The organism is Paenibacillus nasutitermitis, from assembly GCF_014641075.1.
Lineage (GTDB): Bacteria > Bacillota > Bacilli > Paenibacillales > Paenibacillaceae > Paenibacillus_Z > Paenibacillus_Z nasutitermitis.
On sequence record NZ_BMHP01000001.1, the window covers coordinates 2,346,541 to 2,360,092 of the forward strand.

Sequence of the window (13,552 nt, forward strand, 5' to 3'; positions counted from 1 at the left end):
TATACTTTCTTTAGACTTGGTTTACGGGCGGTTTAGAGTTGGCGTTTATTCTGTTTACAGGGAGCTTCGAGAGAAGAGGAAGCTTTCAAGAACAGGAGGGAAAGAAAATGAAGAAAAAATGGTTGTCCTTAGGCGTTCCGGCAGTGGCCGGCGCAATGTTGATGCTCGTCAGCGGTTTCTCCGTCAGCGCAGGCACATCGGGTTACGAGGTGTATAAGGAAGCGTTGAAAACAAACGCCAATGTGAAGAGCGTGACGGCAGATGTGCAAATCTCGGTTACCGATAACGGGCAAGAAACGGTGAAGGCGCAGGCGAATCTGAAGCTGGACAAAGATCGGAACGCGGCGAACGGCTCAGTATCGCTCGGCGGTGGCGGAACAGAGCCGCGTACGCTGAACGTCTTCCATCAAGGCAAACAGGTCGTTGTCAAGAACGGGACGGACGATGTCTACTATGTAGTCGAACCGCAGGATGGCGACAGGCGTTTCGGTCATAAGTTCAAAGGCCAGGGACAGGGCGAAGGCGGACCTCCCAAAGAGTTCGAAAATGTCATCGATGCGCTGGTCGGCAATTTGAAGCAGCAGATCGAGGTGGATCAGCAGGCGGACGGAAGCAAACAAGTTTCCTTGCATCTGACGGGCAGCCAAATTCCTGCAGTTGCCAATGCAGTTGGCTCGCTGCTCGTGAAACAAGCGGGAAGCGCCGATAAATTCGGCGACGAAACACAGCAAGGCGATCAGGATGTTTCGATGGCGAAGCGGTTGCTAGGCGGGGATTGGAAACCTCAGCTTCCGGAATTAACGCAGGATGTCCGGATCGAAGCAGTGAACGTGGACGCCGTTATCGGCAAGGACAATCATATCCAGCAACAAACCGTGCAAATCTCGGTTGGCGGCAAAGACGAAGCCGGCGACGTTCACGAAGTGTCGGTAACGGTGGATGCGAATTTCTCGGCTTTTGACAGCACGACTTCGGATAACGTGGATTTGAGCGGCAAGAAAGTGGAGACGATTCAAACGGAAGGCTGGAACGGCAAGAGACATCCATAACGGTCATCTGAAACTTAATTAAGACCCGGCCGGGCGGGCAGCGTGCGAATGAGCGCCTGCGTTGTCCGGCCATACAACTAACCATGGAGGAGCGTGATTCATAATGACCGTGCAGACAGATGAGTTGATTGCGGAGATAGATCGCGTTACGAAGACGTACAAGAACGGCCGGGGGATCAAGGATATTAGCTTCACCCTCGGTAAAGGCGATATATTCGGCCTGTTCGGTCCCAACGGGGCCGGGAAGACGACACTGCTGAAGATCATGACCGGTTTATGTACCGCCGATTCGGGTAACGTCAGCTTATTCGGTTGCGGAATCACGGACCGGTTCGAGCAGGCAATGGCGCAGGTAGGCTGCGTCATTGAGACGGCTGACTCCTATGAATATATGAGCGGTCGCGCCAATCTGAAGCTGGCGGGCAGATTCTACCGGGGGCTGCCGGAGAAGCGGATCGACGAAGTGCTTGAATGGGTGGGTCTCGCATCGTACGCCAATGAACGGGTGAGCGGCTACTCTCTGGGCATGAAGCAGCGGCTTGCACTCGCAGGTGCGTTGTTATCCTCTCCGAAGCTGATTGTTCTGGACGAACCGACGAACGGTCTCGACATTGAAGGCATCATTGACGTACGCAATGTTATTTTGCGTCTCGCTGAAACGCAGGGTATCGCTTTTCTGATTTCCAGCCACATGATGAGCGAAATGGAAATGATCTGCACCCGTGTCGGAATTATATGCGGCGGCCAGCTGATACGCGAGGGCGGGGTCCGGCAATTATTGGCCGACGGAACCACGATGGAACAGTTCTATCTGTCATCGATCCAACAATGGAAGGAAGGGAACATTCATGTTTAGCTTAACTGCCAACGTGCGCAATGAGATTGAGAAATGGTGGCTGCAGCGGAAGACGAAATGGTTTCTGCTGTTCATTGTACTGATTCCGGTACTTATCGCCTGGCTCGTCGCAGGCATGCAGGGGAATATCGGCATATCGGCCATTCTCGGTACGGACTTCCCGCTGATTATGCTCGGATTGCTGACTTCCGTACTGCTGCCGCTCTACTTGTTCATGGCCGCGGCGGATTCGTTCTCCGGGGAAGCAGCTTCGCGAACGTTGAAGATCGTGCTTGTCCGGCCAATCTCCAGAGCAAAGGTATTCGCATCCAAAGTGCTGGCGCTTGCTTTTATCGCCATAGCCGTACTTGCCGGGGGCTGGGTCGCTTCGGTTCTCTCCGGACTGTCCCTGCCGGGCAGCGGAAGCGCCATAGGTATATGGAACGGGATGACCGCTTATTTCGCGGCTATCTTCCCGATGGTGACGATCGCCATCTTCGCGGTTCTTGTCGCACAGTGGTTCAACAACAGCACTACGACGCTTGTCATCTGCATCGTATTGTATGCGGCCGTAAAGGTATTGCCGTTCTTTCTTCCGGAAGCTGCCGTATGGTCGCCCTTCGCTTATACCGATTGGCATACGATGTGGACCTCGGGCAATGTATCTGTGCTTAAGCTGTTAAATATAATCGTCTTTCTCGGATCGTGCAGTATAATAGGATATACCGCCGGTTTGTACCGATTCGCGGCAAGATCACTATAACGGGAGCGTAACGTATGTCCATCCGGAAAAAACTGCTGCTTTCTTATATCGCGATGATTGTCGTTCCCATTATCGTATTTGGGCTGACCGCTGCGCTTGTGGTTTCAATGTTCTTCAACAACCAAACGGGGATCGCCCCGCTCAACAAATTTTTCGGCGAATTCAAGAACGTCAAGGAATTCAGAGATAAGATGGACAAAAGGTCGGAATGGGCCTCGGCGATTACGTTCTTCGCCGGGCACGAGCCGGAACGACTTGCCGATTCTGCGTTCCTGGTCGAGGCGGAGCAGGAGTTGAGCAGTCTTAATATCCGGCTTGTTATCGAGCGGGACGGGCAACTGAGTTACATCTCGCCGGCAATAGCGGGAATTGGCGATCAGATCACCGACAAGCTCACGCCATTTCGTTCGGATAAATCGCAGGGTTTTCATAATAATCAGTTAAAGCTTAATGGCAACGCCTATACGGTGTTAAAAAAGGATTTTCAATTTGCCGACCACAGCGGCGGTATAGTTTATATATTGGAAGAAGATTGGTTCTCCAGTATCGGCCGGATCTTTTTCATTACTATCTTTCTCTTCGTCGTTCTGGTTATCGGGCTCACCAACGGGCTGTTGACCTATTTTGTATCCCGGGGTATTGTCAGACCGCTGTATAAGCTCAAGCAGGCCGCGGAGCAAATCAAGGACGGCAATCTTGACAACGAGCTGAAGCTTGTGAGAAAAGACGAAATTGGCCAATTAAGCGCCGCATTCGAAGAAATGAGAATCAGGCTGAGGGCATCGATTTATGCCCAGCTGCAGGCCGAGGAGAACCGCAAGGAACTGCTCTCCAACATTTCGCATGACTTGAAGACGCCCATTACGGCGATTTCCGCTTGTGCCGAGGGAATGAGGGACGGCATAGTCGATACCCCCGAGAAGCAATCCAAATATATCGATATGATTTATTCGAAGGCGGCCCACATGGACAACTTGATCGACGAATTATTTCTTTACTCCAAATTAGATTTGAAGCGGCTGCCGTTTCATTTTGAACAGACTGATATGAATGCTTATTTGCAGGCTTTCGCGGAGGAGCTCCAGCTTCATCCGCAGTACAAGGGGATTCGAATCGTATATGATCATGCTCCCGGCAGATCGGTTGCCGTTATGGCTGACCGCGAGAAGCTGGGCAGAGTTATCGCCAATATTGCCGGCAACAGCATGAAGCATATGGATAAGAGCGAGAAAGAAATCCGTATCGAGCTGAATGAGAACCGACAGGATGAGGAAGTTACGGTTAAAATAATAGACAACGGACGAGGCATCGACGAGGCCGGATTGCCTCATATTTTCGATCGTTTCTATCGGACCGATTCGTCCCGAAACACCGACACAGGCGGCAGCGGGCTTGGCCTTGCCATTGTGAAGCAGATTATCGAAGCGCATGGCGGCAGAGTATGGGCGCAGAGCGTCCCAGGCGAGGGAACGGCCATTCTGTTTACGTTGAAAACACCGGAAGGGTACAAGGGAGAGAGCCATGAAAAAAATACTGGTCATTGAAGATGATTCCGTCATCTCCGAAGTGCAGAAGGATTATCTCGAAACTAGCGGTTATTCTGTCGACATTGCATCAAGCGGCGATATTGGCCTGCAGAAAGCGATGAACGATCACTTCGATTTGGTCATTCTCGATCTGATGCTTCCGGGCGTCGATGGGTACGAAATTTGCAAGGCGATCCGTTTGGAGAAGAATGTCCCGATCCTGATGGTTTCCGCCAAACGGGAAGAAATTGATAAAATAAGGGGCTTCGGGCTCGGCGCGGACGACTACATTGTGAAGCCTTTCAGTGTCGGCGAGCTTGTGGCGCGGGTCAAAGCGCATCTGGCCCGCTTCGAGCGGCTGACCGGCGGTGCAGGACAGCAGCTCAACCCGAAGGATCAGATCCGGATTCGCAGCCTGTTTATCGACAAGCTGCCGCGGAAAGTGTTCGTGGAGGAGCAGGAAGTGCAGCTGACGACCAAAGAGTACGACCTACTGCTTTATTTGGCGACGAATCCGAACCGGGTATTCACCAAGGAGGAGCTGTTCGAACGTATATGGGGATTGGACTCGATGGGGGACCTGCCTACCGTTACGGTCCATGTCAGCAAGCTGAGGGAGAAGATCGAACAGAATCCGTCAAAGCCGCAATTTATCGAGACCGTCTGGGGCGTAGGCTACCGGTTTAATTTGTGAATCGGGCATTGAAGCCCGGCAAGTCCAGCCCGGTCTCTTTGACAAAGCGGAGAGATCTCAATCAAGATCGAAGAACCATGGGGAGATGCATTGAGAAAATATGCTTTATTATTATGTCTTATGGCAATCCTGGGAGGCTGCTCTAACAGTTCTGATAACTCCGATAATGTTGAGGAGTCCAAGGTACGGGCGGTGGATACCGCATTAGTAAAGCAAGATGGTTTATAGCACTGGAAACAGGTGATGCTACAAGAAGCACGGATGAGTCGGAACGGTACTATCCTTACGGACGAAGATCCTGCCTTCGCAGCATATCTGACCTCCACCTTATGGACAGGTTGAATGAAGGAATGTGGGAGCGTAGACTCTGTGAGATGTGGGAGGGTTCACCGCCATGAGCCATGTGGAGATCCAAAGGTGCAACCATACTTTACCTGAGTATCCACTTTCTACAAGGAGTGGTCTGGGAGGAGACTTTTTGCGCCTTCAACAGCCCCATAAATTTCTTCATTTATAACTTTGTTCCATTGAGATGTTATCTGTTAAGAAGAACACTTGGCCAAAAACCTAAGAAAATGCGAGCATTTAAGAGCAAAGTGATTCTCCATAGAGGGAGGATAGTTCAGGTACTTCGCGAATAAATTTATGTATGTGTGTTTACGAAGTTCGTAAATAAGACGTTTTATGAAACCTGGCTAAGAGAGGTATCATTGAGAGGAGGCTAGCGACAATGTCATTCATCGCGGGAAAGCTCGTCACCGAGTCGCTCGAGTACGATGGTGGTCGGCAAGTTACGGTGTACGTCCCTCCGGACCCGCCCCAGGCATTCGTGTTTGCCGGTGACGGTCAGTTAATCTCGCAGTGGGGCGGAGTCCTCGAGAAGGCCATCGCACCGTCCACGATGATCGTCGGCGTGCACCGACTGGCCGATGAGACGCTGCGGCTCCATGAATACTCACCAGGCTTTAGCCCGGAACGATTCGCGGCACACGAGAAGTTCTTCGTCGAGGACGTTCACCGATGGGCCCAGTCGCGTTTCGGAGTCACGCTAACCACCGAACGCACCGCGGTGTTCGGTGTCTCCGCGGGTGGAGAGCTCTCGCTCGCCATTGGCCTTCGGCATCCGGACATCTTCGGTGCAATCTTCTGCGCCTCGCCGGGCGGGGGTTACCGACCACCTGACGTGATGCCGAGTTCGATTCCGCGCGCGTACCTCGTCGCCGGTACGCTGGAGCCGTTTTTCCTCGATAACGCAACCCGATGGGCGGCTGCGCTGCGCGAGGCAGGTGCGGACGTGGAAATGAGAGAGCAGGTCGCGTCACACGACGATGTGATGTGGCGAGAAGAGTTCCCACTGATGGTGGCGTGGGCGTTTGGACGATAAAACATCAAAAGAGCCCGGGTTAAGAGGGTTTGATTCGCATCCGCCCCGCCTAATCCGACGACATTGCTGTTTATATTGCATGATTCGCATCATAAAGAACAAGTTGAACGATATCTTACTTCATCATTCCGCTAACGGAAAACGTTAGCGTGGAGTAGCTTGCTGCGGCAGCTGCTCTTTTTCTATTGAAGTAACGGGCAGAATAACGTAATCCAATCATTAACTCATGATACTCTTAGCGGAAGCTAGTAGTTAAACATGACGAAATTAGGTTTCGATGGCTTGTCTAGGTGTTCATTAAAAATAAACAATTAGACTGAAAAATAAAGTATTAGACAGAGAAAATAAAGTGTTAGACTGACCGCAATGCATTGAACGGGCAGTCTAACTGATAAAACGTATCTGTGATCAAGTAACTGGCATAACAATTCAAAAGGAAAATAATTGTCAAAAAATAACTTCGAGCAAGGTAGTTTGTTACGAATTTATTGTTTAATGGATAGAAGATTATTTAGTGCATCATTAATGAATGAGATATCAGGCTGATGAATACCCCTTCCAGCAAAATGTCCCCAAATGGAGTCTATTGGATGCAAGCATGCGTTCGGCATATGATCGACTTCGTACATGCTATCATCGTGCGTAAAATAGAGATCTGTTGCTCCTGGCATGATGCAGGCTTGAGCCTTGATGCTGTGGAGTGCCTTATTGAAATCACCCTTGTACAAGGGATTATCACTGATGTCGGCACGTTGCCCTGTACGAAACATTGCTAATAAGTTATTAGGGTCAAGAGTTAGAAAGTTTTGTTCCCAGAAACCAGTAATAAACTCATCTAATGAATGGTATCCTAGCTCCTTGTAGCAGCCATTACGATAGAACGCATGCGACAATCCCCATCCGGCGTAAATACGTCCCACAGCTCGTAAGCTTGTGCTCGTGTCGTCAGCCTCCAGTGGAGCCTTTACACCTTCAAAGAAGGCATAGGTGTGTGGCCAAGTCTTGGCTGTTCCGTTAAAAGGGGCTATCCGTTGAACCAAATTGGGATAAGCGGCTCCCCATTCAAAGGCTTGCATAGCTCCCAATGACCAGCCTGTGACCAGAGCAATCTTCTTAATCCCTAGTTTGTACGTCATGAGATGGTGCTGTATTCGCACATTATCATAGATGGTAATGAGAGGAAAGGAGTTCTTATCTGGAGGTATTTCTGTGTTGCTAGGGGATGATGACAAGCCGTTTCCCAGCAGATTTGGAACAATAATAAAGTATTTATTTGGATCCAGTGCCATACCTTCGCCGATCAACCATTCATTACTTCGGTGGGTATCGCCCAGAGCTGTTGGATACAAGATAACATTGTTCTTCTCAGCATTCAAAGTCCCATAAGTTTTGTATGCGAGAAAAGCGTTATTTAACACTGTACCGGACTGCAAGGTGTAATCACCTAACTCAAAAATTTCATAGTCCATGATAAAAACCCTCCCAAAACTGAATTGATTTCATTCTAACCAAGTGATAGTGTTAAGTATATTGAATGAAATTGAATGTTTAATTCAGTATTTTTAAACCTAGGGGAGGGAATGATGTTTGGAACTTCGTCAACTGATTACTTTTCGCATGGTTGCCTCAACTCTTAATTTCAGCCGGGCTGCAGCCGCGCTTAACTACGTACCTTCGAATATAACCCTGCAAATACAAGCATTAGAGGGAGAATTGGGTGTTCGTCTATTTGATCGTTTAGGCAAACAGGTCGTGTTGACAGATGCTGGTAAGCAGTTTTTGTTTCACGTTGATCGTGTGCTTAATAACATTGAGGAAGCACGTCTTTCCGTTAGTGATAATCACGACATGACCGGAACGGTCACGATTGGCGCCAATGAGATGCATTGCGCTTATCGTCTTCCTAAAGTTCTACAGCTCTATCGGAAGCGTTGTCCTGATGTTCAACTTATTTTTAGGCCTACACCTAACGAGGATTTGAAACAGAGTCTATACGACGGTAGAAATGATGTTGTGTTCATACTTGACCAACCCATGAATTCATCGGGACTTTTAATTGAGCTCTTAATAGAAGAACCATTTAGACTCTACGCGGAACCAAACCATCCCCTAACGAAAAAAAGTGAAATTCATTTGGAAGATTTACGTGGAGAACTCCTGCTTCTGAACGAAAAAGGCTGTACGTACAGAACCTTTTTTGATCAGGCCTTAGTTCGGGAAGGAATCGATAGATTACATATGAATTTGGAATTTTCAAGTGCTGAAGCAATAAAACAATGCGCAATCTCCGGCATTGGAATTGCATTTCTTCCTCAACTGGCCGTATCGGGTGAGCTGGAAAGAGGAGAACTCGTTGTCCTTCCTTGGGAGATGTCAGAGCTTAGAGTAGCGACACAGATGGCCTGGCATAGAGAAAAATGGATTTCCCCGGCAATCCTTGCTTTTCTCAATGTTGCTCGCGAATCCCTATCGAGGATTTCCTGTTAACGGGGAATGATAGTTTAATCATTTCAGCAGCCGCAGTCTAAGACTTTATTTACAAGTCTCAGACTGCGGCTGCGTCTTTACGGAGTTCAGTCTAATACTTATTTCTCAACAGCTGACGGTTCTCCATCACCAAAACCGCGCCAAATTAACAACTCCACTCTAAGTCTTTATTTTCTTCGAACACTAGGCCAAGATTTACTTATGTTATAATTATGAGAAATTGTATACTCGTTTCAAAGAGAAAGTTTCACCGGGAGCGTGACGCAATGCTGAAGGGAAACAAGAAAACCATGATTAGACCGTTCGCAATATTGCCCTTTATAATAAAGCCACAAATTCATTCGAGTTTCAGGATTACAGCCAATGCGATACGATCTTAATAGCGCAAGGGAATTGGCTATTCGCGTGTGTGTTGCTGCTGGTGCAAGCATGGCGGTGGCAATTTCTCTTGCTGAAGCAACTGTCGATGCAGAATGTTCAGGTCGGAGTTCAGTTGGATTTGCTCATCTTCCCGACTATTTGGAAGGCTTTTTATGCGGACGCATTTCTGGTACAGAAGAGCCAGCGCTTTTCTATCCAACCCCTACTCTCATTCAGGCCGATGCCAAGGGTGGTATCGCCCAACTTGGTTTCGATCGCGCTTTCGAGGAACTTCAAACACGGGCAAGCGCTTATGGCGTAACCGTATTTTCCTTAAATAACAGCTATACTGCTGGAGAGCTGGGCTATTATGTCAGGCGGCTTGCCCATAAAGGATTGGTAGCTTTGGCTACAAGCAATGGACCTGCTTTAATGGCTGCGGGACAAAGTAAGGAGGCTGTCTATGGCACTAATCCACTCGCATTTGCCGCGCCTGTCGATAACAGGGCACCCTTGGTTTTTGATCAGGCCTCTAGCGCCACAGCGTTTGTCAATATACGGAAAGCGGCAGAACGGGGAGAGATAATTCCCGAAGGCTGGGCCATCGATGGGAGGGGGCAAAGTACCAATGATTCACGTGAGGCGCTCAAGGGGGCTTTGCTTGCTTTTGGGGGATCACGTGGTGCCAATATAGCTCTCATGGTTGAAATACTCGCCGCAGGTACGACGGGCGCAAATTGGTCGCTTGATGCTCCATCCTTTGATGAAGGGAGAAACTCGCCTGGTGTAGGCCTATTTATAGTGGCTCTAAACCCCGAACTACTCTCTCCCGGTTTCTCCACACGATTAGCGTCTCAAATTGAACGATTGTCCTCCAAAGGGATTCATATCCCAGGAGGAAGCTATATTAAGGATGAAATAGACATTCCGTCTTTACTTGTTACGACCCTTGAGGGGTATTGTTTCAAGTGAACAAGTTTACCCCTCATCGCTCTCGTGAAACGAATTTAATCGGGAATACAGGAGCTTGATGAGGCTAGAACGATTCTACTGATGTATTTATAAAAATGCTTAGAACATTGAGCTCCCATGAAAATTAAATTAGCTCAAAACTAGTAAAAGAGTATAAGAAAGAAAACCCAGAAAAACGCTTTATAAAAAAGGCTGAGCCTTATGAGTGCTTATATAGAGTTAGGCAGACCGAAAAACTAACATACTTCCTTCAACATCCAAAAAAGGCTAGGCTGGTGCAATAACCAGAGTAGGATTAATCTCCCATGAGTGCTTCCCAAAAGGGAGCGACAATCTGTGATGCACCGTGGTCGTTGGAGTCAGACTAACGGATGGGCTCTAAGGCACCATAGCTCATCGACCTTCTTCGCCAGCCGTACTATCAGTATAGACTGATTCTAACCATTTTCATAATCTGTGGTGCAGCGCTTGCGCTGCATGCGTGGCTAACGGGTAGGATAGTTTGGATAAATGGAGAATAATACAACAATAAAGTAAAAAATAGATGGGCAAATGCGAGGTTAATAAAAATGTTTACAATAATTGCATATGTATCTCTTATTGTTTCTATTATATCCGTTATTTTCGCCATAAAGGGTATCCATCAGCTTTATTGGATTTCAGCATTAGGTATTTACATTTTTAGTTTCTTAGCGGGTTTCACAATTGGTCAATTTACCGTTGCTTTAACATTTATTTTCCTTAGCTTAGCTATCGGATATTCTTTAGGTCGGATTAAAGGAAAGGCTGATTATTCTTTATTCTCGGGAGTAGGCATTATTACTGGCATATTATTGGTGGTTTATGTTGGGGGTTGGGTATTCCTTCCTTTCTGGAAACTCCTGCCGACTCCTTTATTCAGCTAACGGGCAGGTTAGCATAATATTGAACTTTATAAAAAAGGAACTTTTTATTAACGATGTGCGTCTATACTTACGTGAATAATGATTTCCAATATTGTCCAACGAGAAGATTTTCCCGAGGATTAATCACCTTTTTGGAGAGGAGTACTCAAATAAAAAAATGTTAGGGCTAAATAGCTACCACATTTACTTTTGATAAAAGGAGCTTTTAAAATGAAAAAGGTTTTCTCAGGAGTATTCCTTGCATTGATTCTAATCATTACATCTTCGACTACTTATGCAGCAGATACAAACATCAAAATAAAAGTTGACGGTTTTGTTATTGCATCCGATGTGAAACCCGAAATTAAGAACAATCGTGTAATGGTGCCGTTACGTGTTATCAGTGAAAATTTGGGAGCTAAGGTCAATTGGACAAATTCTGAAATTACACTTACTAAAAGCAAAATAAAAGTAACATTAAAACTAAACAGCAGTACAGCAGTCATAAACGGTAAAACGGTACTGCTTGATGTAAAACCATTTATAAAAAATAATCGCACAATCGTTCCACTTCGCTTTATTTCAGAAGCATTTGGCTGCACAGTCAATCACAAAAACTCCATCGTAACCGTTGATACTGAGCTATTAGTCATAGACGGTATAAAAGTGAATGCATTGCAGCAGGAATACCACATGACCATGGGTGGCGTAGTACAGCAAATTAATGGGAATGCATATAACGAAACAATTTATAATATTTTTGTAGAAAACAAAGGTAAAAGGGTCGAAGCTCCTGCTAACTACTCTTGGAAACTTAATCTTGACATACCTGGGTCTTATTATAAAGATAGACAATATGATTTTGTAGACCACAAAGGTAACAGCTTAGTTCGTTTTGATGTTTATTCTTTAATTCGTTCTTTTCCATCTGAACTTTTAACAGGATACCCAGAGATCTTGATTCATGACGTATTTAAAGATGAGTGGTATTTGTTTAGCGATACCGCAATACAATCCATTAATCAGCTAATTGATACCTCTGCAAAGAATGGTTTTCTGACGATTATAAGTAATACAGTCGTATAAAAGTATTTTTTCTTATTGCACTAACGGGAAACGTTAGTCCAACACACTTGGAGCAGTTTGCCGACAGCAACTGCTCCATTTTTCGTTACGCTAACGGGCAGATCAACTTAACAAATAGTGGGAATTATATGACCAAAAGAGTAAACTCAGATTATTAATGGTTTGAAGGGGTTGGTCTAATGAGGCTTAATTATAGAAATGCAATTTCTAAAGATGAAGAAGAATTGTTTGATCTATCCGCTAAGCTTTCGACAAGTTTTAAGTTGAATAAAACGGATTTCAAACGAACCTTTCTTAATGTTTTGAGTAACAAAGATGCGGACTTATTAGTCGCAGAGATTGAAACAGGTATAATTGCATATGTATTAGCCTTCCATCACTCCACTTTTTACGCAAATGGTTTAATAAGCTGGGTTGAGGAATTATTTGTACTAGAAGATTACAGGGGTAAAAGTGTTGGAAAGAATCTTATGGTACTTATTGAAGAAAAAGCAGTCCAGCGTGGTTCAAAGCTGGTTGCACTTGCCACAAGAAGAGCAAGCGATTTCTATAAGGCTATTGGCTATGATGAATCCGCTGTATATTTCAAAAAATCTTTATCAAAAGCTGATTAAGCTATCGGGAGACAATAGCTCAATAAGCAACCAGAACGAGGTTGTTGGTATAGATCGGCAGTCTCATTGCGCTAACGGGCAGTTTAATTGAATAAGCTGCATTTGGGATATATATATAAATCCCAAAGGAGATTATACAAATGTAGTGTTTACGCTTAAAATTATAGACATGAGTTGAATAAACAATCAATGTTCAATTCGGTATGAGCGGCAGTACGGCAGAAAGCGGGGCGAATCACGGTCGCTGTCTTAACTCGATGATCAGCACTCGAGCCTAAAGTGTAAGCGGTCAACGTATCTTCCAGAGCAAGGTAAAGTGTACCACATTTCAGCGTTTCAAACTCCCAAACCTTTTCACCACTAGAAACCTGCTGACATATCCATAATGATAGCCACGACTTACCGATTTTAGCACTCCCCGAAAGGATATGCAGTCCGACTGGAAGAAACCGTGATATGATAAACTTTGGTGGCTCAACATCAAGAGCCAACAGGCTTTTACCGTCTATGACGGATAATGATTTAATTCCTTGCATTTGTAATCACTCCTTGTAGTTTTTGTTGTATACAAAAATCCCCCAAACGGTGTGAACTGCCTGCCGTTTAGGGGATTGAGTGTATCTGTATTTAGTTTTGGTCGATAATCTGATTATTACGAATAGCGGTTGTTTAGCTGTCTTTGGCATTTAATGCTTATACTGTAGGGTAAAATCTATAATATTTATAGTCAGAATGCTTACCCTCAGGTTGTTGCATTAAAGATGTTCTATAGTCGATAAATTGATAACCGCTTCGTTCCAAGACTTTTTGTGATTTAATGTTATCCACCCCAACAGTTCCGATTAAATATGGTATTTTGTAGTATTCAAAAACCCACTTTGTAACTGCTATAGCAGCT

14 protein-coding genes are annotated in these 13,552 nt (G+C 46.0%); 11 read left to right on the plus strand and 3 right to left on the minus strand.

Annotation, left to right across the window (positions count from 1 at the left end; all coding sequences use genetic code 11):
* Nucleotides 1–107: 107 nt before the first annotated feature.
* The 6 genes from IEY46_RS10025 to IEY46_RS10050 all read left to right on the plus strand — a co-directional run bounded on the left by IEY46_RS10025 (nt 108) and on the right by IEY46_RS10050 (nt 6,251).
* On the plus strand, nt 108–1,049 hold the full coding sequence (locus IEY46_RS10025; RefSeq protein WP_188991490.1) for a hypothetical protein: 942 nt from the start codon (nt 108–110) through the stop codon (nt 1,047–1,049).
* Nucleotides 1,050–1,152: 103 nt separating this feature from the next.
* Nucleotides 1,153–1,905: an ABC transporter ATP-binding protein gene (locus tag IEY46_RS10030; protein WP_188991492.1), complete on the plus strand. Its 753-nt coding sequence runs from the start codon at nt 1,153–1,155 to the stop codon at nt 1,903–1,905.
* Nucleotides 1,898–2,647, plus strand: coding sequence for an ABC transporter permease (locus IEY46_RS10035; protein WP_188991494.1), 750 nt, complete (start codon nt 1,898–1,900; stop codon nt 2,645–2,647). The genes IEY46_RS10030 and IEY46_RS10035 overlap by 8 nt, the downstream gene beginning before the upstream one ends.
* Nucleotides 2,648–2,661: 14 nt before the next feature.
* Nucleotides 2,662–4,191, plus strand: a complete 1,530-nt coding sequence (locus IEY46_RS10040; RefSeq protein ID WP_188991496.1) for a sensor histidine kinase — start codon at nt 2,662–2,664, stop codon at nt 4,189–4,191.
* A complete protein-coding gene (locus IEY46_RS10045; protein WP_188991498.1) occupies nt 4,169–4,867 on the plus strand; it encodes a response regulator transcription factor in 699 nt (232 codons plus the stop codon). Before IEY46_RS10040 ends, IEY46_RS10045 begins: the two co-directional genes overlap by 23 nt.
* Before the next feature lie 730 nt (nt 4,868–5,597).
* Nucleotides 5,598–6,251, plus strand: coding sequence for an alpha/beta hydrolase (locus IEY46_RS10050; RefSeq protein WP_188991500.1), 654 nt, complete (start codon nt 5,598–5,600; stop codon nt 6,249–6,251).
* A 485-nt stretch (nt 6,252–6,736) separates the two neighbouring features.
* Here the strand turns inward: IEY46_RS10050 and IEY46_RS10055 are convergent, their stop codons facing one another.
* The gene (locus IEY46_RS10055) at nt 6,737–7,720 is read right to left on the minus strand and encodes an alpha/beta fold hydrolase (RefSeq protein WP_188991501.1); all 984 of its coding nucleotides are present in this window, start codon (nt 7,718–7,720) and stop codon (nt 6,737–6,739) included.
* Nucleotides 7,721–7,838: 118 nt separating this feature from the next.
* Here IEY46_RS10055 and IEY46_RS10060 point away from each other — a divergent pair, with 118 nt between their 5' ends.
* The 5 genes from IEY46_RS10060 (at nt 7,839) to IEY46_RS10080 (ending at nt 12,654) form a co-directional block, all read left to right on the plus strand.
* Nucleotides 7,839–8,738 carry a LysR family transcriptional regulator gene (locus IEY46_RS10060; protein ID WP_188991504.1) on the plus strand — a complete coding sequence of 300 codons (900 nt, stop codon included), beginning with the start codon at nt 7,839–7,841 and terminating at the stop codon, nt 8,736–8,738.
* Between the two features lie 363 nt (nt 8,739–9,101).
* Nucleotides 9,102–10,070 (plus strand): Ldh family oxidoreductase, encoded by a 969-nt coding sequence (locus tag IEY46_RS10065; RefSeq protein WP_188991506.1) that lies wholly within the window; start codon nt 9,102–9,104, stop codon nt 10,068–10,070.
* Between the two features lie 569 nt (nt 10,071–10,639).
* On the plus strand, nt 10,640–10,975 hold the full coding sequence (locus IEY46_RS10070; RefSeq protein WP_188991509.1) for a hypothetical protein: 336 nt from the start codon (nt 10,640–10,642) through the stop codon (nt 10,973–10,975).
* Between the two features lie 210 nt (nt 10,976–11,185).
* Complete coding sequence (locus IEY46_RS10075) at nt 11,186–12,040, plus strand: copper amine oxidase N-terminal domain-containing protein (RefSeq protein ID WP_188991511.1); 855 nt, start codon at nt 11,186–11,188, stop codon at nt 12,038–12,040.
* A 179-nt stretch (nt 12,041–12,219) separates the two neighbouring features.
* Nucleotides 12,220–12,654: a GNAT family N-acetyltransferase gene (locus IEY46_RS10080; RefSeq protein ID WP_188991513.1), complete on the plus strand. Its 435-nt coding sequence runs from the start codon at nt 12,220–12,222 to the stop codon at nt 12,652–12,654.
* Between the two features lie 161 nt (nt 12,655–12,815).
* On the opposite strand, the gene IEY46_RS10085 is transcribed toward IEY46_RS10080, so the two are convergent.
* Nucleotides 12,816–13,190, minus strand: a complete 375-nt coding sequence (locus IEY46_RS10085) for an AAA family ATPase (protein WP_188991515.1) — start codon at nt 13,188–13,190, stop codon at nt 12,816–12,818.
* A gap of 157 nt (nt 13,191–13,347) precedes the next feature.
* Nucleotides 13,348–13,552: GNAT family N-acetyltransferase (locus IEY46_RS36335; RefSeq protein WP_229750185.1), on the minus strand; the 205-nt coding region annotated here is incomplete at its 5' end.

Coding starts and splice junctions, on each gene's coding strand:
- IEY46_RS10025 (WP_188991490.1), top strand. CDS start 108: ATGAAGAAAAAATGGTTGTCCTTAGGCGTTCCGGCAGTGGCCGGCGCA.
- IEY46_RS10030 (WP_188991492.1), top strand. CDS start 1,153: ATGACCGTGCAGACAGATGAGTTGATTGCGGAGATAGATCGCGTTACG.
- IEY46_RS10035 (WP_188991494.1), top strand. CDS start 1,898: ATGTTTAGCTTAACTGCCAACGTGCGCAATGAGATTGAGAAATGGTGG.
- IEY46_RS10040 (WP_188991496.1), top strand. CDS start 2,662: ATGTCCATCCGGAAAAAACTGCTGCTTTCTTATATCGCGATGATTGTC.
- IEY46_RS10045 (WP_188991498.1), top strand. CDS start 4,169: ATGAAAAAAATACTGGTCATTGAAGATGATTCCGTCATCTCCGAAGTG.
- IEY46_RS10050 (WP_188991500.1), top strand. CDS start 5,598: ATGTCATTCATCGCGGGAAAGCTCGTCACCGAGTCGCTCGAGTACGAT.
- IEY46_RS10055 (WP_188991501.1), bottom strand. CDS start 7,720: ATGGACTATGAAATTTTTGAGTTAGGTGATTACACCTTGCAGTCCGGT.
- IEY46_RS10065 (WP_188991506.1), top strand. CDS start 9,102: ATGCGATACGATCTTAATAGCGCAAGGGAATTGGCTATTCGCGTGTGT.
- IEY46_RS10070 (WP_188991509.1), top strand. CDS start 10,640: ATGTTTACAATAATTGCATATGTATCTCTTATTGTTTCTATTATATCC.
- IEY46_RS10075 (WP_188991511.1), top strand. CDS start 11,186: ATGAAAAAGGTTTTCTCAGGAGTATTCCTTGCATTGATTCTAATCATT.
- IEY46_RS10080 (WP_188991513.1), top strand. CDS start 12,220: ATGAGGCTTAATTATAGAAATGCAATTTCTAAAGATGAAGAAGAATTG.
- IEY46_RS10085 (WP_188991515.1), bottom strand. CDS start 13,190: ATGCAAGGAATTAAATCATTATCCGTCATAGACGGTAAAAGCCTGTTG.